This is a genomic window from Rhizobacter sp., from assembly GCF_046595475.1.
GTDB lineage: Bacteria > Pseudomonadota > Gammaproteobacteria > Burkholderiales > Burkholderiaceae_C > Rhizobacter.
This window is the reverse complement of sequence record NZ_JBKJOQ010000040.1, coordinates 1-19,891: the sequence shown is the minus strand read 5'-3', so window position 1 is coordinate 19,891 and position 19,891 is coordinate 1. Positions and strand designations below refer to the sequence as shown.

Below are 19,891 nucleotides of genomic sequence, written 5' to 3'. Positions count from 1 at the left end.
GCATCACATGACAACGGTCATCCAAAACCCGGTGCTTCCGGGCTTCCACCCAGACCCGTCCATCCTGCGGGTGGGGCGCGACTTCTACCTCGCCACTTCCACCTTCGAGTGGTGGCCGGGCGTGCGCATCCACCACTCGCGCGACCTGGTGCACTGGCAGCACCTGTCGTATGCGCTCACGCGGCGCAGCCAGCTAGACATGCGCGGCAGCCCTGACTCCTGCGGCATCTGGGCACCCTGCCTGAGCCATCGCGACGGTGTGTTCTACATGGTGTTCACCAACGTGCGCAGCCTGGCCGGGGCCTACAAGGACACGCCCAACTACGTGGTGACGGCAGCGCACCCGAGCGGCCCCTGGTCGGAGCCCATTTACCTGCACAGCCGCGGCTTCGACCCGTCCCTGTTTCATGACGACGATGGCCGCAGTTGGGTGACCAGCCAGCAGTGGGATCACCGCGCTGGGCACAACCCATTCCTCGGCATCTTGCTTCAGGAATACAGCCACGAGAAGCAAGCGCTGGCAGGCCCGGTGAAGAACATCTTCGCTGGCACCTCACTCGGCGTGGTGGAAGGCCCGCACCTCTACAAGCGCGACGGCTGGTACTACCTGATGACGGCAGAAGGCGGCACCTTCTACGAGCACGCGGTGACGCTCGCGCGATCGCGCTGTATCGACGGGCCGTACGCGGTGAGTCCTCATCACCCGCTGCTCACCGCGCGCCAGGCCTCACCCTCGGGCTTGCAGCGTGCCGGCCATGCGAGCCTGGTCGATGCCGGCAACGGCGAGTGGTACATCGCCCACCTGTGCAGCCGGCCGCTCGAATGGCGCGAGAACGCGCCCCAGCAGGCCAGCGCTGCAGATTACGACACACTGCACAGCCCACTTGGCCGCGAGACTGGCCTGCAGCGGGTGGAATGGACACCCGAGGGCTGGCTGCGCCTGGCGCACGGCGGCTCGGCGCCCGAGACCACGCCGCCCGCGCCCGCGCTGCCAGCAGCGCCGGTAGCGCGTGAGCCTACGCGCGACGACTTCGACGCCCCGGGCCTGTCCGGCCACTGGAACTCGTTGCGCGAGCCTTTCGAGGCCTCGTGGATGTCGCTCAAGGCCCGGCCCGGCCACCTGCGCCTGGTGGGCCGCGCCTCGCTGATGTCCACCTTCGAGCAAAGCCTGGTGGCACGGCGCCAGCAGCACTTTGATTGCGAGGCCGAGACGGTGGTGGCGTTCTCGCCCACGGTGTTCCAGCAGATGGCAGGTCTGGTGGCGTACTACAACACGCAGAACCACGCCTACCTGCACGTCACGTACGACGAAGCGGTGCAGGGCAGGGTGCTGCGGCTGTCGGTGAACGACGACGGTGCGCTGAGCGAGCCTGCGCTTGCCGTGCCGATCGGCGACGCACCGCGCGTGTTGCTGCGTCTGCGCTTCGAGGGCGAGCGCCTGCAGTTCTCGTATGCGCTGGCCGAAGGGCGCTGGGAAATGTTCGGTGACCCCTTGCCCGCGGCCATGCTGTCCGACGAACACGCCACGCGCTTTGTCAACGGCTTCGCGCGCAGCTTTGGCTTCACCGGTAACTTCATCGGCCTCGCCTGCCAGGACCTGGCGGGCCTGCGCTTGCATGCCGACTTCGACTACTTCAACTACCAGGTCTTGTCGGCATGAGCGCGACGCTGAAAGACATGGCGAATGCCATCCGCGCGCTGGCCATGGATGCTGTGCAGCAGGCCAACTCCGGCCACCCCGGCATGCCCATGGGCATGGCCGACATTGCGGTGGCGCTGTGGCACGGCCACCTGCGGCACAACCCGGCGAACCCGGGTTGGGCCAACCGTGACCGCTTCGTGCTGTCCAACGGCCACGGCTCGATGCTGCTGTACGCCTTGCTGCACCTCACCGGCTACGACCTGCCGATCGAGGAACTGAAGCGCTTTCGCCAACTGCATTCGCGCACGCCAGGGCACCCCGAGCGCGGCTACACCCCCGGCGTCGAAACCACAACCGGCCCGCTGGGCCAGGGGCTGGCCAATGCAGTGGGCATGGCGCTGGCCGAGCAGATGCTCGCCGCCGAGTTCAACCGCGAAGGCATGGCGGTGGTGGACCACCACACCTATGTGTTCCTTGGTGACGGCTGCCTGATGGAAGGCATCAGCCACGAAGCTTGCTCGCTGGCCGGCACCTGGGGCCTGGGCAAGCTGATCGCGTTCTACGACGACAACGGCATTTCCATCGACGGCGATGTGCAGGGCTGGTTCACCGACGACACGCCGGCGCGCTTTCGCGCCTACGGCTGGCAGGTGATTGCCAATGTGGATGGGCACGATGCGGCGGTGGTCAGCGCGGCCATCGAAGCGGCCAAGGCCGACACCCAGCGCCCCACGCTGATTTGCTGCAAGACCGTGATCGGCCAAGGGGCACCAACCAAGGCGGGCACACACGAATGCCACGGCTCGCCGCTGGGTCATGCCGAGATCGCCGCCACGCGCGCGGCCCTGTGCTGGCCGCATGCCCCGTTCGAGATTCCGCCCGATGTCTCGTCGGCCTGGAGCGCGAACACGCTTGGCCAGCGTGCCGAAGCCGCGTGGGTCGAGACAATGGTGGCCTACCGGCGCGCGCACCCGGCACTGGCCGCCGAGCTGTCGCGACGCTTGTCGGGCAAGCTGCCCCCGGCCTTCGTGGCTGGCTTGCAGGCGCAGCTGGAGGCTGTCGCGGCGAAGGTCGAGACGATTGCCACGCGCAAGGCGTCGCAAAACACCATCCAGCTTTTGAGCGCCGAGTTGCCCGAGCTGGTGGGCGGCTCAGCAGACCTGGCACCGTCGAACCTCACGCAATGGAAGGGCTGCCGCGCGCTGACCCGCGGTGACGGCGGCAACTACCTGCACTACGGCGTGCGCGAGTTCGGCATGGCCGCCATCCTCAATGGGCTGGTGCTGCATGGCGGTGTGCGGCCGTTTGCCGGTACGTTCCTGATGTTTTCGGAGTACGCGCGCAATGCCTTGCGCATGGCGGCGTTGATGAAGATCGCGCCCATCTACGTGTTTACCCACGACTCCATCGGGCTGGGAGAAGACGGCCCGACGCATCAGCCGGTGGAGCAGACCGGCACGCTGCGCATGATCCCCAACTTCGACCTCTGGCGGCCTTGCGACGCCGTCGAAACACTGGTGGCCTGGCAGCAAGCACTGCTGTCGTGCGATCACCCGACCGCGCTGGTGCTGTCGCGTCAAAACCTCAAGCACCAGCCGCGCGACGCCGAGGCCTTGTCGAGTGTGGCGCGAGGCGGGTACATGCTCAGGCGCGAGGGCACAGCCTTGCGTGCGGTGCTGATCGCCACAGGCTCCGAAGTCAGCCTTGCCGTTGCGGCGGCCGATGCGCTTGAAGCGCAGGGCCATGGGGTGCGTGTCGTGTCCATGCCCTCGGTGTTTGCCTTCGATGCGCAGCCGGCGGCCTATCGGGCGGCCGTGCTGCCTCCCGGCGTGCCACGCGTGGCGGTGGAAGCCGGCCACCCCGAAGGCTGGTACCGATTCGTGGGTCTCGAAGGCAGGGTTGTTGGCATTTCGACGTTCGGCGAATCGGCGCCCGCACCTGAACTCTTCAAGCACTTCGGCATCACAGCAGAGCGCGTGAGCGCCGCGGTGCTGGAGGCTCTGGGTCTGACGGATCGGTGACGTGCCTCAGCTCCAGCGCCTGTCCGTTTGAGTTGAGCCAGAAAATCTGTTTGCCCTGAGCTAGAAAATCCGTTCGCGGCGTACGGACGTACGGAGTTCGGCTGAGCTTGCCCCGAAGCACCTTCGATGCAGTCGCGGCATCGGGCTGACGCTTTCACCATCTGCCGCCCAGGCAGAGAGCACCCTAGCATTCATCTCACAGCAACAAAGAGGGTACTCACGCGTGCGCCAAGTCGGCGTGCGGTGCAGGCAGCCATCAGAGCAGGCCTGCCTTTTCCGTTCGGGCTGAGCCTGTAGAAGCCGGCGCGGTGCACTGCGCACCCTGAGACAAGCCCAGGGCGAACGGGGTTCGGCTGAGGCACGTCGCCATTCACTAACCCCGATGCCGTTGAGCCCCTGACGCCTGTGCGCCAGTGGTGCAGCCGCTGCATGCCTGCTTTACCACCCCGGAGACTGATGATGAAAACAACCCGTTCGCTGGCGACAGCACTTTTCGCCCTCCCTGTCGCCGCCTTGCCGGCCTTCGCCATGGCGCAGACCAGCAGTGCCCAGATCTACGGCCGCATCGACATGTCGGCCAATTACCACCGCTTTGGCGCCACCGCCACAGCCTCGGCGAAGAATGCCAAGTACGTGTCGAGCGACACCTCGTGGTTGGGCTTTCGTGGCACCGAAGACCTGGGAGGCGGCATGCGCGCTTCCTTCAAGATGGAGCACGGCTTCAACGCCGACACCGGCGCGGCCTCTGTGCCCCCGCAATTCTGGAACCGCGAGACCTGGGTCGGCCTGGGCAGCAACTCGATCGGCACGCTGCAAATCGGCAGCCAGTACACGCCCGCACTGATCCTCACCACCAGGCTGGACCCCTTCCGGCGCAGCAACACCGGGGCCATCTTCCCGATGTTCCAGCAAGGGCTGGCGGGCATCCTCGGCTACCCGGTGCAGTACAACAACTCGCTGCAGTACCTCAGCCCCACGCTGGGCGGCGTCTCTGCGCGGCTGCTGGTGGCGGCCACCGAGGGCGCGGCGCCGGGTGGCCGGCCGCTGAGTGCGAGCCTCGACTTCTCAAGTGACCGCCTTTTCGTCGGCGCCGCCTATTCGCGTGTCAAGGTGGCAGGTGCGGCCGTGGGCCAGCCGGCCCAGGTGGGCGTAGACGAGACGACCTGGGAGCTCGGCGCGACTTATCGCTTCGATGCCATCAAGCTGCACAGCTTCTACATCAAGACGCAGGTCGACGGCTCGACCGGTATGAGAGGCGGCATGCTGGGCGCCAGCATTCCCGTGGGCGCGGGCGAGATCGCCACCTCGGTGCTGCGCCGCGATGTGGAAGACGCGGCCAATTCCGATGCGAGCACCTTTGCGTTGCAGTACACGCACTTCTTGTCCAAGCGCACGCTGGTCTATGTGGGCGGCGCGCGCCAAACCAACCACGGCAACGCGGCCTTCGGCCTGTGGCCGTCGCGCCTCGACTCTGCTGGCGCTGGCCTGCCCACTGCAGGCGCCACCGTGACGGGCCTGCAGCTCGGCATGCGTCACGTGTTCTGAGACTCACACAACACCGGGAGGCGATTCGCCGCGGGCATCGCTCCCTTGCAGCGATGCCCAGTTCGGCATCGCTGCAGTGTTTTTGGAATCTGGGCCTGATGCAGGTGCTTGCCTAGCATCGAGTCCTTCAGCATTTCGACAGAGGGATGGCGTGGACAACAACAAGGCCGTGCTGCAAAAGCAGGTGCTCATCATTGGCGCGGGCCCGACCGGCCTCGCTCTGGCGATCGAGCTGGGGCAGCGCGGCATCGCCTGCCTGCTGGTCGAGCGCAACCCGCGCGTCGGCTTCGCCCCGCGGGCCAAAACCACCAACGTGCGCACCCGTGAGCACCTGCGGCGCTGGGGCATTGCAGGCCATCTGCGCGCGGCGTCGCCGCTGGGCATTGACTACCCCTCTAACGTGCTCTTCGTCACTCGCCTGGCCGGGCACGAGCTGGCCCGCTTCGAGAATGCGCTGTACTGCGCACCCGGCAAGAACCCTTTCTATTCCGAGCATGCGCAGTGGATACCGCAGTACTCGGTGGAAGAGGTGATGCGCGCCCATGCGCAGACGCTGCCCAGCGTGCAGATTCGCTTCAGCTGCGAGATGCGCGGCATGGAGCAAGACGGCCAACAGGTGCAGGCCCGCGTGCGCGACGAGGCCAGCGGCACCGAGTTCACCGTGCGCTGCGACTACCTGGTGGGTGCCGACGGCGCGCGCAGTGCCATCCGCGATGCCATAGGCGCACGCATGCAAGGCCACTACGGCCTCTCGCGCAACTACAACATCGTCTTTCATGCGCCCGGCCTGGCGCAGGCGCACCGCCATGGCCCGGCCATCATGTACTGGCAGGTCAACGCCGATGTGCCCAGCATCGTGGGCCCCATGGACCGGGGCGACAAGTGGTTCTTCATGCCCACCGGCGTGGCCGACGGCACGAAGCTCGAGCCCGGTCAGGCCCCCGACCTGATCCGCAAAGCCACCGGCATCGACCTGCCCTACGAGGTGCTGAGTGCCGACGAATGGGTGGCCAGCCGGCTGGTGGCCGACCGCTACCGCGACCGCCGTGTCTTTCTCGCCGGCGACGCCTGCCACCTGCACCCGCCCATGGGTGGCTACGGCATGAACATGGGCGTGGCCGATGGGGTTGACCTGGGCTGGAAGCTCGCTGCCGTGCTGCAGGGCTGGGGCGGCGCTCGCCTGCTCGACAGCTACGAGCGCGAGCGCGGCCCGGTGCACCGCTATGTGATGGACGAGGCCGTGGCCAACCACGCCACGCTGGGCAACCAGCTCTGGCAAGACGGCCTGGAAGACGACGACGAGCGCGGCGCGGCACTGCGGCGCGAGGTGGGTGCGCGCGTGGCTGCGGCCAAGCTGCGCGAGTTCAACACCCTGGGTGTGGTGCTGGGCTACCGCTATGACGACTCGCCTGTGATCACGGGCGATGGCAGCGAGGCGGCGCCGCCCGACTTTCTCAACTACGTGCCATCGGCCCGGCCTGGCCACCTGGCGCCGCACGCATGGCTGCACGACGGCACATCGCTTTACGACCACTTCGGCCCTGGCTTCACGCTGCTCGTGACCGATGGCTCCAGGCCCGCGGAGATCGATGCCGTGCGCCAGGCAGCGCATCGCGCGCAAGTGCCTTTGCGGGTGGTGCAGCCGCGCGAGCCCGCGCTGCGCGACCTGTACCGCGCACGCTACGCGCTCATCCGCCCCGACCAACACGTGGCCTGGCGCGGCGACGCCTGGCCCGACAACGGCCTGCAGGTGCTGCTGCACAGCACCGGCCGCCCCACGATTGCCCAAGACCTCCTCAACGAAACCACATGAAACAGGAAACCACATGAAGCTCTTCCGCCATGGCCCGCTGGGCCAAGAAAAAGCCGGTGCACTCGACGCCCACAGCCGCATGCGTGACCTCTCGCTGCTGGTGCCCGACCTCACGCCCGAATGGCTGTCACCAGCCAAGCTGCATGCGCTCACCTGCATCGACCTCAACCGCATGCCGCTGCTGAGTGAAGACACGCGCATCGGCATGCCGGTGGCGGGCAGCCGTCAGTTCGTGGCCATCGGCCTCAACTACCGCAAGCATGCGATGGAAGCGGGCCTTGAGGTGCCGGCCGAGCCGGTGGTGTTCACCAAGGCCATCACTTCACTGGCCGCGCCGAACGACGACGTGGTGCTGCCCGAAGGCGCACTGCAAGGCGACTGGGAAATCGAGCTCGGCATCGTCATCGGCAGCGTGGCGCGACAGGTGTCGGCCGAGCAGGCCTTGTCGCGCGTGGCCGGTTACGTGCTGGCCAACGATGTGTCTGAGCGCGACTGGCAGATCAAGCGCGGCGGCCAGTGGACCAAGGGCAAGAGCTTCGACGGCTTCGGCCCCATAGGCCCCTGGTTGGTCACCACCGACGAGCTGCCCAACCCGCAAGACGTGATGCTGGAGCTGTCGGTCAACGGCGAGCTGCGCCAGCGCAGCAGCACCGCCGACATGATCTTCAGCGTGGCCGAGATCGTGTCTTACCTGAGCCGCTTCATGACGCTGCTGCCGGGCGACGTGGTCATCACCGGCACGCCGTCGGGTGTGGGCCTGGGCATGAAGCCGCCCACCTTTTTGAAGCGCGGCGACGTGATGACGTTGTCGGGTGGGCCGCTGGGCCAGCAGCGCCAGCGCGTCGTTTGAGGCGTGGCGCGGGGGGCGGCCGCGCGAGCCCTCAGCGCATCAGCGCGTCCCGGTGGCCGGCCGCGCGCCGCATCATGTCGCAGAAGTACTCGGCCGCCGGCGTAAGCGGCAAGCTCGTGCGCCGCACGATACAGATCGGCGGCGAGGGCAGGTGCTCTTCGACGTGTATGCGCTGCAGCGCGTGGCGAAAGAGCGGCGCCTGCGTCCACTGAATGGGCAGCAGCATCAGCAGGTCTGAGTAGGCCACGGTGAAGAGGAAGGTGAGCGCCGAGCGCGCCTGCACGATCGCGCGCGGCGGTGGCAGGCCGTGGCTTGCAAACAGCGGCCCCAGCTCTTCTTCGGCGCGGTAGGTGACGGAGGTGGTGACCCACTCGGCGTTGACCAGGTCGCGCAGCGAGCGTGCCTGTGCCAGCGGGTGGCCTTGGCGTCCGACGATCACCCGCACGCTGTCGAACAGCTTCTCGGCCGACAGCTCGCCCGACACATCGTCGAGCGTGGGGCCCACGTAGCAGTCGATGATGCCGTCCTTCAGCTCGCCTTCCACGCTGGGCAGCAGTGAATCGATGATTTCGAGCGTGACGTCGGGGTAGCGCTTGCGAAAGTCAGCCAGTGCATTGGGCAGCATGGCCATGTGGGCCACCCCTGACAGGCACACCGTGACGTGGCCGTGGATCTCGCCGCGCAGCTGGTCGAGCTCGTCTTGCGCACGCGCCAGCTCGCCGCGCACGGCCTTGGAGCGGCGCAAGAACACCTCGCCCATCTTGGTCAGTGACACGCCTTTGGCGCGGCGCTCGAACAGCACCACGCCGAGCTCTTTTTCAAGCTCTTGAATGCTGCGGGTGATCGCCGGCTGGGTCACCTCTAGCTGGCGTGCCGCGGCGCGCAGGCTGCCGCGCTCGGCCACGGCCATGAAATCTCGCAGGGAGTTGAGCTTCATCGATGGGTACCTCGGGTCGAGCGATCAGATTTGGTCATCGCTCTCACAAGGCTAACGTGAACTCGTGTTCATTCTGAGCCCGTGCGATCCCTGGGAGGGGAGGCGGAATGACCACTCAGTCGGCACCTGCCTCGTACTCGATGTGGCTGAACTTGCCGTCGAACATCGCAATCGCCGCCAGCACCTCGGGCCGCAGCGCGCGCCGCTCGGGCGAGGCGAGCATTTGCTCCAGGTCGGCCCGGCTGTCGAACTCGACCACGATCTGGCATGCAATGGCCGGTGGGTCGTCTTCACGCACGCGCGGCCACAGGGCCCTGGCATTGCGCACGCCGGGCAGTGCACGCATGGCCGGCACCACCGTGCGGTTCATCTGCGACTGGAACGATTCTTCTTGACCGGGCTTGGGTGCACCCACCCAGAATGCGGAGCGTACCCACATGGCTCAGGCCTGCGCCGGAATGTAGGGCGTCATGCGACGGGCGATCTTCGTGCGCCAGTCACCATAGGGCAGGAAGCCGGGCTGGGTTTCGCACATGGTCTTGGTCTGCGCCACGATCTCGCTGTTTGAATGGCTGAAGTCCAGCGGCAGCAAGAAGGGCTGCGGGAAGTACCACTCGGTGTCGACGAAGAACTCAAGGTTGTTGCCTTCGGGGTCGTGGGCGTAGATGCTCCAGGCCACGCCGTGATTGGCAGGGAAGAGGTCGCTCGCACCGTTGCCTTCGAGGCGCGTTTTCATCTCGCGCAGATCGTCCAGCGTGCCCATCTTGAAAGAGATCTGGTTGATGCTGGGGCCAAACTGCTGGTTGGCGGTATTGGGCGGCAGCTCGTCAGGCCGGCCGCTGGCCAGCACGATCTGGTGGTGGTCTTGCGGGCTGCGCGACAGGAACACCAGGTCCATGCCGCCGGCATGGCCGCGGTCGGTGACGGTGAAGCCCAGCACCTGTGTGTAAAAGCGCTCCATCGCCGGCACGTTCTTCACGCTCAGGCCCATGTGGCTGAACATCAGGTTGGGGGCGCTTAGCGCGGCCTGTGTCATGGCATATCTCCAATTGTTGTGGGGTCTGCCCGCGGCAATCCGCCTGCGGGTGCGACGGAATGCTAGGTCGCCCCCCTGCTGCCGATGAAGATGGAGAAACGGGGGCTTCGATGCGCTTTCGGCATCGCTCTCGCTGCTGCGGCGTGGCGGTGCGGCCGATGCCGCGCGCTTATCGAGAAGCCCGTTTTGGCATCTTCTGAGAGCGCTGGCCTGTGCCTACGATGCAGCCGCTTCAGGCACACAAAAGCATCAAAGGAGACACATGCTCACGACCAGATTTTGCAAGGCCGTTGCTCTCGTGATACTCGGCTGCGGCTCGGCCCTGGCGGGCCCGGCGCAGGCGCAGGCACCGGTCAAGATCGGCTTTCTCGGCACCTTCTCCGGGCCCATCGGGACGCTGGGTCAAGATGTCTATGACGGCTTCATGCTGGCCGTCGAGCAGCGCGGCGGCAAGCTCGGCAACGTGCCAGTGCAGGTGCTCAAGGAAGACGACCAGTTCAAGCCCGATGTGGGTCTGCAGATCGCGCAGAAGTTCATCGAAAAGGAAGGCACGCCCATCATCACCGGCGTGATCGGCTCCAACGTGATGATGGCGGTGCACCGGCTCATCACCGAGAAGCAGGTGTTCCTGGTGGGTGGCAACGCGGGCCCATCGGCGATTGCCGGCGCGCAGTGCTCGCCCTACCAGTTCATCGCCTCGTGGCAAAACGACGGCCACGCCGAAGCCGCCGGCAAGTACGCCAGCGACAAGGGCTACAAGCGCATGGTGCTGCTGGCGCCCAACTACCAGGCGGGCAAAGACGCGCTGCAAGGCTTCAAGCGCACCTACAAAGGCACTGTGCTCGAAGAGCTTTTGCCCGGCATGGGCCAGCCCGATTACTCGGCCGAGATCGCCCAGATTGCCGCTGCCAAGCCCGATGCGGTGTACGCCTTCTTCCCCGGTGCGCTGTCGGTCAATTTCATTCGCCAGTACCAGCAGGCGGGCCTGGCCAAGACCATTCCGCTGCAGACCTCGGGCATGCTCGATGGCACCACCCTGCCGTCGCTGAAGGAGTCGGCACTGGGCCTCATCAGCACCCACGTCTGGGCACCTGACACCGACAACGCGGTGAGCCATGCGTTCGTCGAGGCCTTCGAGAAGAAGTACGGCCGCATTCCGTCCAACTTTGCGGCGCAGGGTTTCGATTCGGCGCTGTTGATCGACGTGGCCTTCACCCGCGTGAAGGGCGATGTGGCCAACAAGCCGGCCCTGATGGCGGCACTCAAGGCAGGCAACCCGAAGTCGGTGCGCGGCGTGCTCAAGTTTGGCAACAACAACTTCCCGATCAACGACTGGTACGCCTTCGAGGTGGCGAAGGACGCGAAAGACCGGGTCAGCCTGAAGACCATCGGCACACCGCTGAAAGACCACCAAGACGCCTACCACGCGCTGTGCCCGCTGAAGTGAAGCTGCGGCCATGACGTTTTCGTTGCTGCTCACCCAGTTGCTGAACGGGTTCCAGCTCGGCGTGCTGCTGTTCCTGCTGTCGGCCGGGCTCACGCTGGTGCTGGGCATCATGAATGTGATCAACCTGGCGCATGGCTCGCTGTTCATGATAGGCGCGTACTTCGGTGCCACGGCGTACGACTGGAGCGGCTCCTTCCTGCTGGCCGTGGCGGCCGCGGTGGCGGGCAGCCTGCTGCTCGGCCTGCTGCTGGAGCGGGTGGTGCTGGCGCGGCTCTATGCGCGCGACCACCTCTACCAGGTGCTTGCCACCTTCGGCGTGATCCTGGTCTTCAACGAGCTGGCACGCATGGTCTGGGGCCAGGCCTCGATTTTCATGAACGCGCCCGAGGCGCTCTCGGGCACGGTGGACCTGTTCGGCGTGGCCTACCCGGCCTACCGTTTCGCCATCATCGGCACCGGCCTTGCGGTGGGCGCGGCGCTCTATCTCGTGGTACACAAGACGCGCCTGGGCATGCTGATACGGGCCGGCGCGTCTGACAGCGCCATGGTGGCCGCGCTGGGCGTCAACATCACCCGGCTCAACGCGCTGGTGTTCGGCGTGGGGGCTGCGCTCGCGGGCCTGGCCGGCGTCATGGCCGGGCCCATACTCTCCGTGCAACCCGGCATGGGCGAACCCATTTTGATTCTCACGCTGGTGGTGCTCGTCACCGGCGGCATCGGCTCCATTCGCGGTGCCTTCTACGGTGCGCTGCTGGTGGGTACGGTCGACACCATGGGGCGCGCCTTCATGCCCAGCTTGCTGCGCGAGGTGGTCGAGCGCGGGGTGGCGCAGGCCGCGGGGCCGGCCATTGCGTCGATGCTGATCTACCTCTTGATGGCGGTGGTGCTCGCGGTGCGGCCGGCTGGCCTGTTCCCGGTGAAGCATGGCTGATGCACGCGGCCTGAGCATGGCACCTCTGGACACTGTGGCCACGCCGCGCGCGCCACGCATGCGGCTGTCGCTGCGCGCCGTGGTCGCCGCAGCCCTCATCCTCTTGCTGGCGGCGGTGCCGCTGCTGTCGGCCTGGGCCGGGCAGAGCTTCTACGTCACCCTGGTGTCGCGCATGATGATCTTTGCGCTGGCCGCCACCGGGCTCAACCTGGTGCTTGGCTACGGCGCGATGGTGAGCTTCGGCCATGCGCTCTACATCGGCCTGGGGGCGTATGTGGTGGGCCTGTTGTCGCACCACGGCATCGCCAACGGCTGGGTGCATCTGGCCTGCGCGCTGGCGGTGGGCGCGCTGTGCGCCGCGCTCATCGGCTTCGTGTGCCTGCGCACCGGCGGCGTGGCCTTCATCATGATCACGCTGGCCTTCGCGCAGATGTTTTACTTTCTCGCGGTCAGCCTCAAGCAGTACGGTGGCGACGATGGGATGCCGCTGCCGGCCCGCAGCGACTTTGGCTTCATCGACCTCAACGACAGCGTCGTTCTCTACTACCTGATCTTTGCGCTGCTGATGGGCGTGCTGCTCGGGCTGCACCGGCTGGTGCATGCGCGCTTCGGCATGGTGCTGCGCGGCTGCCGCTCCAACGAGAGGCGCATGCGGGCGCTGGGCTTCCCCACGCTGCAGGTCAAGCTCACCGCCTATGTGATTTCGGCCCTGGTGTGCGTGCTGGCCGGCATGCTGCTGGCCAACCTCACGCGTTTCGTGTCGCCGTCCTACATGCACTGGGTGGCCTCGGGCGACCTGGTGTTGATGGTGGTGCTGGGCGGCGTGGGCACACTGGTAGGCCCCATGCTCGGCGCCGTCGTCTGGCTCACGCTCGAAGAGCTGCTGTCGTCATTCGGGTCTGGCGTGGGTGTGGCAGATGAGTTCGTGCGCAGCCACTGGCTGGGTGTGCTGGGCCTGGTGGTTGTGGTGGTGGCCATCGCGCTGAAAGACGGCCTCTACGGCGTGCTGGTCAGGCGCGACGAGGAGGCCGGCCGATGACAGCACTGCGCGTGCAAGGCCTGGTCAAACGCTTCGGCGGCCTCACCGCCAACGACCGCCTCGACCTGGAAGTGAAGGCCGGCGAGATCCATGCCGTCATCGGCCCCAACGGTGCCGGCAAGACGACGCTCATCAACCAGCTCTCGGGCGAGTTTCTGCCCGACGAAGGCAGCATTCAACTCTACGGCGTGGAGGTGGCACACGAGCCGGTGCAGGTGCGGGCGCGGCGCGGCATTGCGCGCAGCTACCAGATCACTTCGGTCTTCCATGAGTTCACTGCGCTGCAAAACGTGATGCTGGCGGTGCAGGGCGCAAGCGGTCACAGCTTCTCGTTCTGGCGGCCTGTGCTGAAAGATGCAAGCCTGGTGCAACCGGCCCACGCCTTGCTGGAACAGGTGGGCCTGGCGGCGCAGGCGGGCACCCGGGTGGCGGCCCTCGCGCACGGCGCGCGGCGCCAGCTCGAGCTGGCCATGACGCTCGCGCTGAAGCCCAAGGTGATGCTGCTCGACGAGCCCATGGCCGGCATGAGCCACCACGAGTCGGCGCACATGGTGCAGCTGCTGCGCCAGCTCAAGGGGCACTGCGCCATCGTGCTGGTGGAGCACGACATGGACGCCGTTTTCGCGCTGGCCGACCGCATCACCGTGATGGTCTACGGGCGGCCCATCGCCTGCGGTACGGCCGAGCAGATCCGCAGCGACCCCGAGGTGCGCCTGGCCTATCTGGGCGACCAGCTGGAGCCCGCATGACGAGCTTGCTGGCAGTCGACGGCATCGAGACGCACTATGGCGCCAGCCAGGCGCTTTTCGGTTTGAGCTTCGACGTGAACGAACGCGAGGTCGTGACCCTGATCGGCCGCAACGGCATGGGCAAATCGACCACGGTAAAGAGCATCACCGGCTGGGTGGCGCCGAAGAAAGGCCGCATCACGCTGCAGGGCCGCGACATCACGGGCCGCGCTGCCTACCAGGTGGCGCGCAGCGGCATCGGCCTGGTGCCAGAGGGGCGGCGCATCTTCCCCAACCTGTCGGTGCGCGAAAACCTGGTGGCCACCGCGGGCAACCGACTGCACCGCAGCGCGCCCTGGACGCTGGCACGCGTGTACGCCATGTTCCCGCGCCTGCAAGAGCGCGAGCGCAACCTGGGCTGCAACCTCTCGGGTGGCGAGCAGCAGATGCTCGCCATTGGCCGCGCGCTGATGACCAACCCCAAGCTTTTGATCCTCGACGAAGCGACCGAAGGCCTGGCGCCACTCATACGCGCCGAGATCTGGGCTTGCCTGACGCGGCTCAAGCAAGAGGGTTTGTCGCTGATCGTGATCGACAAAAACATCGGCCCGCTGATGGGCCTGGCCGACCGGCACTTCATTGTGGAAAAAGGCCGCGTGGTGTGGGGCGGCCGCTCCGACGAGCTGCGAGCCCGGCCCGAGCTGCTGCAAGCGCACGTGGGCGTCTGAACAAGCAGCCCGGCACACCATGATTCTCGTAACCGCTGCCCGCGGCAACCAGGGCAAGTTGCTCATTCCCAAGCTGTTGGCTGCCGGCCAGCTGGTGCGGGCCTGCGTGCAGAGCCAGGCCTCGGCCGTGCAGCTGCGCGCCTTCGGTGTGCACGAGGTGGTGGTGGGCGACATCAGCGAGCCCGCCGTGTTGGCGCGCGCCATTTGCGGCGTGGAGAAGGTCTACCACGTGGGCCCGACCCTCCACCCGCGCGAGCGCGAGATGGGTTTTGCCGTGGTCGATGCCGCGCGCGCCGAAGGCGTGAAGCACTTCGTGTTGAGCTCGGTGCTGCACGCCATCACCACCGAGCTGGTGCAGCACGAGATCAAGCGTGACGTTGAAGAGCACCTGCTGTCTTCTGGCCTCGAATTCACCATCCTGCAGCCCTCGAATTACATGCTGCCGCTCAAGCTCAAGCCGGTGTTCGAGCGCGGCGTGTTTCAGTTGTCTTGGTCGCTGGAGCGCAGGCAGTCGTTGGTCGACCTGGGCGACGTGACCGATGTGGCGGTGATGGCGCTCACCGACAGCGAGTGCCACGCCGGCGCCACCTACGAGCTGGTGGGCCCGGGGCGCTACACCGCGCACGAGCTGGGCGAAATTCTCTCGCGCGTGCTGGGCCGGTGCATTGCTGTCGAGCGCATCGCCGCCGACGCTTACCTCAAGGCTTGGGTGGGCGAGGGCGATGCCAGCCAGTTCGCGCACCAGGCGCGCGTGCTGCACGCCATCACCACGCGCTACAGCAGCCACGACTTCATCGGCAACCCCAACGTGCTGCGCTGGCTGCTGCGGCGCGAGCCCACCAGCTTCGAGGCTTACGCGCGCCGCCAGCACGCGGCCTTCGAGGCGGTGCGTGCGGCAGGTGCGCTGTCATGATGCCCAGCCAGACCCGCCAGCTGATCACATCACCACACGGAGCCTTCATGCCCTCAAACACTCTTCACATCACGCGCTGGGGCCACAGCGGCCCCCTGGTGGTGATGGTGCATGGCAGCGCCCAGGGCGCCGCGCTGGGCGGCGACCGCCACTTTGCCGCGCAACAGCGCCTGGCCGGGCAACACTGGCAGATGCTTGTGCCTGACCGCCCGGGCCACGGGCTCAGCCCCTCACCGGGCCGGCCCGATGACGCGCAGGCCGATGGTGACCTGATTGCACCGCTGCTCGGCGAGGGCGCACACCTGGTCGGCCATTCTTTCGGTGGCTGCGTGGCCCTGGCCGCAGCGGCGAAGCGCCCAGAGGCCGTGCGCTCGCTGACGCTGATCGAGCCCGCCATGCTGCGGCTGGCCATGGACAACCCGGTGGTGCGCGCCTTCGGCCTGCAGATGCTCAAGGTGCTGTTCCTGTCGTTCTCACCCATCACGCGCATTCAGCGCTTCGTGCAGCTGGTGAACATCCCGCCCGAGATACGCGGTGGGCAAGATGTGCAAGAGCAGCGGCGCATGGGCAAGGCAATTGCGCGCCTGAAGCTGCCATCAAAGTCGGTGTTGGAGCAGCAGCTGGCCGCGATCCGCCGTGCCGGCATTCCGCTGTGGGTGGTGACGGGCGGCTGGAGCCCGGCCTTCGATGCCACGGCCGAGCGCGTGGCTGCGGTGGGCGGTGGGCGCTGGCAGGTGATCAAGTCACCGCATCACTTTCCGCAGCAGATCTCAGATGAGTTCAACCAGGCCCTCGCCACCTTCATGACAGAAAGCGACGCGCGTCGAGGGGCCGTGAAGGGCTGAGATTTGGCGCTTGTGCTGGGTGGGCTGTTGTGTCGGGGGTGGTGGGCCTGGGAGCGGCTTGTCTTCACTTGCCCCCCAGCCGCGACAAGCGCATCAGCTTCAGCGCGTTGCCCAGGTAGAGCTTTTCCTGGTCGCCTTCGCTCAGCCCGAGCTCGTCGATGGAGCGCATGCCTTCGCGGATGAACATGGGGCCGCCTTCGGGGTCGAATGGGCAGTCGGACGCGAACACCACATGGTCGATGCCGAAGAAATCGAGGCCGCAGCGCAGCGCCGCGGTAGAGCCCCCCAGCACCGTGTCGCCATAGAACATCTTGAAATATTCGATGGGCGGCTTGGACAGGCGCTTCAGCACCTCGGCCTCGCTGCCGTCGGCGCTGCGGCTGCCCAGCTGTGCCCACAGCGACTCGGCCCGGCCTGCAAAGTAGGGCAGCATGCCACCGCAGTGGTGGGTGATGATGCGCAGCGTGGGCAGCTTCTCAAGCAGGCCTGAGAACACCATGCGCGACATCGCCACCGAGGTTTCAAAGGGCCAGCCCAGCACCTGCCAGATCTCGTACTTGGAGCGTTCTTCGCCGGGGTAGTCGGCGCGCGTTCCGGGCCGGAACGGGTGCATCCACACCGGCAGCTCGTGCTTGAGGGCCATCGCCTCGAAGACGGGGAAGAACTCGGGGTCGTCGAGCGGCCGGCCGTTCACGTTGGTGATCACCTGCACGCCGCGTGCACCGAGCTCCTGGATGGCGCGGTCCATCTCGCGCAGTGCGGCCGGCACGTTGCTCATCGGCAGCGAGGCCACGAAGACTGGAAACTGCTCGGGCCATTGCTTGCATATTTTGGCCATGCCGTCGTTGGCCACGCGGGCGAACTCGGCAGCTTGCTCCGGGTCACCCAGCATGTCGGGTGCCGGCGCACTGAGCGTCAGCACCTGGGCCACGTCGGGAAACTTCTCTGCCAGCATGGCCGCGCGCGCCTGCAGGTCCCACAACAGGGGCAGGCCGGCCATGCGCTTCACGAGACCGGCGTCTTTCGAATGCGCCTTGACGAGCTCGAAGTACTCGGGCGGCAAGACGTGGTTGTAAATGTCGATCTTCTTCAAAGCTGATTCCTCGAATGGGGTTTGCGTGGCGGCCGTCTGTGGGCCGCCGCGTCACAGTGGGTACTGGCGCTTGTGCTGGCTGACCGTGACGAGGTTGAGGTCGGTGAACATGTCCACCGCCCATTTGCCGAAGCGCGCCCAGCCGCTGTCCTTGACCCCGCCGAAGGGAATCTGCGGCTCGCCACCCATGGTCGGGCCGTTGATGTTGACCATGCCGGCCTGGATCTGCCCGCCCAGGCGTATGCCCCTCCACACATCGGCGGTCATGATCGATGCCGACAGGCCGAAGTGGGTGGCGTTGGCCTTTGCCACCGCCTCTTCTTCACTGTCGAAGGGCTCGACCAGCACCACCGGCCCAAACACCTCTTCGCAATGGATGGGTGCGTCTTTGGGCACGTCCACGAGCACGGTGGGCTCGAAGCAGCGGCCCGTGCACGACCCGCCTGCCATCACCCGCGCGCCCTTGGCCACGGCTTGCGCGATGCCCCTTTTCACATTGGCCACCGCCTGGTCGTTGATCAAGGGCCCGATGCGGGTTTTGGGGTCTGATGGGTCACCTGCCTTGATGGCCTTCGCACGCACCACGAAGCGCTGCAAAAACGCATCGAACAGCGAGCGGTCGACCAGAATCTTGCGCGTGTTCATGCAGATCTGGCCCTGGTGGAAGAAGGCCGCAAAGACCGCGGTGTCGACGGCGTAGTCGAGGTCGGCGTCTTTCAGCACGAGCATGGGGTTGTAGCCACCCAGCTCGAGTGCGATGCGCTTCAAGTGCTGGCCTGCGCGCGCGGCCAGCAGGGCGCCGGTGGCCGATGAGCCGGTGAAGTTGTAGGCGCGCACCTGGCGGCTTTCGAACAGCAGGTCGGCAATGGGCCCCACCTCCCCGGGCGCATGCGTGACGACGTTGAGCACACCGGGCGGAAAGCCCGCTTCGGTCATGATTTCGCCCATCACCAGGCCGGCACAAACGGGAGCGTCTTCTGAGGGTTTCAACACCACGGTGTTGCCGCAGGCGAGCGGCGCGACGATGGTGCGAAAGCCCAGCGCCAACGAGCCGTTCCAGGGCGAGATGCCCGCCACGACGCCCAGCGGCTTGCGCAGGGCCATCGCGAACACGCCGGGGGTGTCAGACGGCACGATCTCGCCGCCGGAAAGATAGGGGTAGCCGGCGGCTTGCCGCAGCAGGCCTGTCGCCCATTGAATCTGGAAGCGTGCGAACGGGCTGGCAGCACCGGTCTCTTCGGCCATCAGGCGCACCAGCTCATCGGCACGGCGCTCGAGAATGTCGGCGGCTTTCAGGAACAGCGCCTGACGCGCACGCGCACCCATCGCGGCCCACGCGGGGAACGCCTGGTCGGCGGCGGTGATGGCGCGCTGTGCGTCGATGGCGGTGGACGCGGGGACTCGTGCGAACGTTTCGCCGGTGTAGGGGTTCAGGGTGTCGAAGGTGCGCTGACCTTCGGCGTTTGCCCATTCGCCGGCGATGAGTTGGCGGTAGGTTTTGGGTTCTGTGGCGTGGGTCTGCGTCATGTTTTGTGGGTGGCGGTCTGCGACCGAGGGGATGGTCGGTTCTGGTGTGCCAACTCAGAAGATGAAGCAAACGGGTGGGTGATAGGTAAATGGCATCGGCTGCCGGGGTCGCTCTTTAGTCCGCCCAGTTGGCCCAGTCGGCTTGGTCCGCTCAGACTGACCCTTCGACAAGCTCAGTCCGCTCAGCCTGAGGTATCGAAGGCCCGTGCCGCTTCGCGTATTGGCTTCTACCTGTCTTGTTCGTCGGCGCCGGGTAGTCGCCCCGGCAGGCGAGTCACTTTCATTTGTCGCGCCAAATGAAAGTAACCAAAGCAAAGGCGCTCTCCATATGTCACAGCTGCGTGGCTACAAGCTACGGCCTGTCAACGCCATGCTCGGGTCAAGCCGCACACCTGCTGCGATTTCTTCACCACTCGCCTCGCTGCGCATCGTCTGGATGACGCCGATGCGCAGCGAGGCGTGTCATCTTCCCCTTCGGACGAGCTGAGCAGCACAGGGCTTTGCGGGGCGCGCGCAGCGCGCATCAACCTCTGACTTCGGGCAGCTGTTTGAGCGCAGCGGCCGCAGGCCGCGCAGCGAGTTCTGCCCGACCCGCAAAGACCGAGCAGCGCAAGGCAGCCCTCGCACCGCGAGGGCCGAGTCGGCAGGGGTCGCTTCTTTGCCTACTTTTCTTGTCGACTGTTTAGACCGGAGACATGGGTAACGGGTGTGCGCGGACATGGGTAACGCTTTGGGGGTCGTAGCCCCGGAAGCGAACCATGGTCTGGCAGGAGAAGAACACCGTGTCCTTGCGTCA

General features: G+C 66.4%; 17 protein-coding genes. 12 read left to right on the top strand and 5 right to left on the bottom strand.

Going from position 1 to position 19,891, the window contains the following annotated elements:
* Positions 1–7: 7 nt before the first annotated feature.
* From AC30QB_RS07550 to AC30QB_RS07530, 5 genes are all read left to right on the top strand, one after another.
* Positions 8–1,660 carry a glycoside hydrolase family 43 protein gene (locus tag AC30QB_RS07550; RefSeq protein ID WP_489545583.1) on the top strand — a complete coding sequence of 551 codons (1,653 nt, stop codon included), beginning with the start codon at positions 8–10 and terminating at the stop codon, positions 1,658–1,660.
* A complete protein-coding gene (gene tkt / locus AC30QB_RS07545) occupies positions 1,657–3,663 on the top strand; it encodes a transketolase (RefSeq protein ID WP_489545582.1) in 2,007 nt (668 codons plus the stop codon). The genes AC30QB_RS07550 and tkt overlap by 4 nt, the downstream gene beginning before the upstream one ends.
* Before the next feature lie 459 nt (positions 3,664–4,122).
* The gene (locus AC30QB_RS07540; protein ID WP_489545581.1) at positions 4,123–5,208 is read left to right on the top strand and encodes a porin; all 1,086 of its coding nucleotides are present in this window, start codon (positions 4,123–4,125) and stop codon (positions 5,206–5,208) included.
* Positions 5,209–5,359: 151 nt separating this feature from the next.
* Entirely contained in the window at positions 5,360–7,021 is a 1,662-nt protein-coding gene (locus tag AC30QB_RS07535; RefSeq protein ID WP_489545580.1) for an FAD-dependent monooxygenase, read from the top strand.
* Positions 7,022–7,034: 13 nt separating this feature from the next.
* Positions 7,035–7,871 (top strand): fumarylacetoacetate hydrolase family protein, encoded by an 837-nt coding sequence (locus AC30QB_RS07530; RefSeq protein WP_489545579.1) that lies wholly within the window; start codon positions 7,035–7,037, stop codon positions 7,869–7,871.
* A gap of 31 nt (positions 7,872–7,902) precedes the next feature.
* Here the strand turns inward: AC30QB_RS07530 and AC30QB_RS07525 are convergent, their stop codons facing one another.
* The 3 genes from AC30QB_RS07525 to AC30QB_RS07515 form a co-directional block, all read right to left on the bottom strand.
* Entirely contained in the window at positions 7,903–8,808 is a 906-nt protein-coding gene (locus AC30QB_RS07525) for a LysR substrate-binding domain-containing protein (protein WP_489545578.1), read from the bottom strand.
* 115 nt (positions 8,809–8,923) lie between these two features.
* Positions 8,924–9,247, bottom strand: coding sequence for a putative quinol monooxygenase (locus AC30QB_RS07520; RefSeq protein ID WP_489545577.1), 324 nt, complete (start codon positions 9,245–9,247; stop codon positions 8,924–8,926).
* 3 nt (positions 9,248–9,250) lie between these two features.
* Positions 9,251–9,844 (bottom strand): VOC family protein, encoded by a 594-nt coding sequence (locus AC30QB_RS07515; protein ID WP_489545576.1) that lies wholly within the window; start codon positions 9,842–9,844, stop codon positions 9,251–9,253.
* Positions 9,845–10,106: 262 nt separating this feature from the next.
* On the opposite strand from AC30QB_RS07515, the gene AC30QB_RS07510 reads away from it, so the two are divergent.
* Genes AC30QB_RS07510 through AC30QB_RS07480 form a run of 7 tightly spaced genes read left to right on the top strand, consistent with a single transcriptional unit; the run spans position 10,107 to position 16,475 of the window.
* Complete coding sequence (locus AC30QB_RS07510; protein ID WP_489545575.1) at positions 10,107–11,291, top strand: ABC transporter substrate-binding protein; 1,185 nt, start codon at positions 10,107–10,109, stop codon at positions 11,289–11,291.
* A gap of 10 nt (positions 11,292–11,301) precedes the next feature.
* A complete protein-coding gene (locus AC30QB_RS07505) occupies positions 11,302–12,222 on the top strand; it encodes a branched-chain amino acid ABC transporter permease (protein WP_489545574.1) in 921 nt (306 codons plus the stop codon).
* A 16-nt stretch (positions 12,223–12,238) separates the two neighbouring features.
* Positions 12,239–13,261, top strand: a complete 1,023-nt coding sequence (locus tag AC30QB_RS07500; RefSeq protein ID WP_489545573.1) for a branched-chain amino acid ABC transporter permease — start codon at positions 12,239–12,241, stop codon at positions 13,259–13,261.
* Entirely contained in the window at positions 13,258–14,010 is a 753-nt protein-coding gene (locus AC30QB_RS07495) for an ABC transporter ATP-binding protein (protein ID WP_489545572.1), read from the top strand. Before AC30QB_RS07500 ends, AC30QB_RS07495 begins: the two co-directional genes overlap by 4 nt.
* Positions 14,007–14,717: an ABC transporter ATP-binding protein gene (locus AC30QB_RS07490; protein ID WP_489545571.1), complete on the top strand. Its 711-nt coding sequence runs from the start codon at positions 14,007–14,009 to the stop codon at positions 14,715–14,717. The genes AC30QB_RS07495 and AC30QB_RS07490 overlap by 4 nt, the downstream gene beginning before the upstream one ends.
* Positions 14,718–14,736: 19 nt before the next feature.
* Positions 14,737–15,630, top strand: a complete 894-nt coding sequence (locus tag AC30QB_RS07485) for an SDR family oxidoreductase (protein ID WP_489545570.1) — start codon at positions 14,737–14,739, stop codon at positions 15,628–15,630.
* A gap of 47 nt (positions 15,631–15,677) precedes the next feature.
* On the top strand, positions 15,678–16,475 hold the full coding sequence (locus AC30QB_RS07480) for an alpha/beta fold hydrolase (protein WP_489545569.1): 798 nt from the start codon (positions 15,678–15,680) through the stop codon (positions 16,473–16,475).
* Positions 16,476–16,539: 64 nt separating this feature from the next.
* On the opposite strand, the gene AC30QB_RS07475 is transcribed toward AC30QB_RS07480, so the two are convergent.
* Positions 16,540–17,568: an amidohydrolase family protein gene (locus tag AC30QB_RS07475; protein WP_489545568.1), complete on the bottom strand. Its 1,029-nt coding sequence runs from the start codon at positions 17,566–17,568 to the stop codon at positions 16,540–16,542.
* A gap of 51 nt (positions 17,569–17,619) precedes the next feature.
* Complete coding sequence (locus tag AC30QB_RS07470) at positions 17,620–19,095, bottom strand: aldehyde dehydrogenase family protein (RefSeq protein WP_489545567.1); 1,476 nt, start codon at positions 19,093–19,095, stop codon at positions 17,620–17,622.
* Positions 19,096–19,891: the final 796 nt, after the last annotated feature.

Excerpts from the sequence above, each read along its gene's own strand:
- AC30QB_RS07515 (WP_489545576.1), bottom strand. The coding sequence starts at position 9,844 with ATGACACAGGCCGCGCTAAGCGCCCCCAACCTGATGTTCAGCCACATG.
- AC30QB_RS07485 (WP_489545570.1), top strand. The coding sequence starts at position 14,737 with ATGATTCTCGTAACCGCTGCCCGCGGCAACCAGGGCAAGTTGCTCATT.
- AC30QB_RS07525 (WP_489545578.1), bottom strand. The coding sequence starts at position 8,808 with ATGAAGCTCAACTCCCTGCGAGATTTCATGGCCGTGGCCGAGCGCGGC.
- AC30QB_RS07530 (WP_489545579.1), top strand. The coding sequence starts at position 7,035 with ATGAAGCTCTTCCGCCATGGCCCGCTGGGCCAAGAAAAAGCCGGTGCA.
- AC30QB_RS07520 (WP_489545577.1), bottom strand. The coding sequence starts at position 9,247 with ATGTGGGTACGCTCCGCATTCTGGGTGGGTGCACCCAAGCCCGGTCAA.
- AC30QB_RS07510 (WP_489545575.1), top strand. The coding sequence starts at position 10,107 with ATGCTCACGACCAGATTTTGCAAGGCCGTTGCTCTCGTGATACTCGGC.
- AC30QB_RS07500 (WP_489545573.1), top strand. The coding sequence starts at position 12,239 with ATGGCACCTCTGGACACTGTGGCCACGCCGCGCGCGCCACGCATGCGG.
- AC30QB_RS07505 (WP_489545574.1), top strand. The coding sequence starts at position 11,302 with ATGACGTTTTCGTTGCTGCTCACCCAGTTGCTGAACGGGTTCCAGCTC.
- AC30QB_RS07550 (WP_489545583.1), top strand. The coding sequence starts at position 8 with ATGACAACGGTCATCCAAAACCCGGTGCTTCCGGGCTTCCACCCAGAC.
- AC30QB_RS07540 (WP_489545581.1), top strand. The coding sequence starts at position 4,123 with ATGAAAACAACCCGTTCGCTGGCGACAGCACTTTTCGCCCTCCCTGTC.
- tkt (WP_489545582.1), top strand. The coding sequence starts at position 1,657 with ATGAGCGCGACGCTGAAAGACATGGCGAATGCCATCCGCGCGCTGGCC.
- AC30QB_RS07490 (WP_489545571.1), top strand. The coding sequence starts at position 14,007 with ATGACGAGCTTGCTGGCAGTCGACGGCATCGAGACGCACTATGGCGCC.
- AC30QB_RS07470 (WP_489545567.1), bottom strand. The coding sequence starts at position 19,095 with ATGACGCAGACCCACGCCACAGAACCCAAAACCTACCGCCAACTCATC.
- AC30QB_RS07495 (WP_489545572.1), top strand. The coding sequence starts at position 13,258 with ATGACAGCACTGCGCGTGCAAGGCCTGGTCAAACGCTTCGGCGGCCTC.
- AC30QB_RS07480 (WP_489545569.1), top strand. The coding sequence starts at position 15,678 with ATGCCCTCAAACACTCTTCACATCACGCGCTGGGGCCACAGCGGCCCC.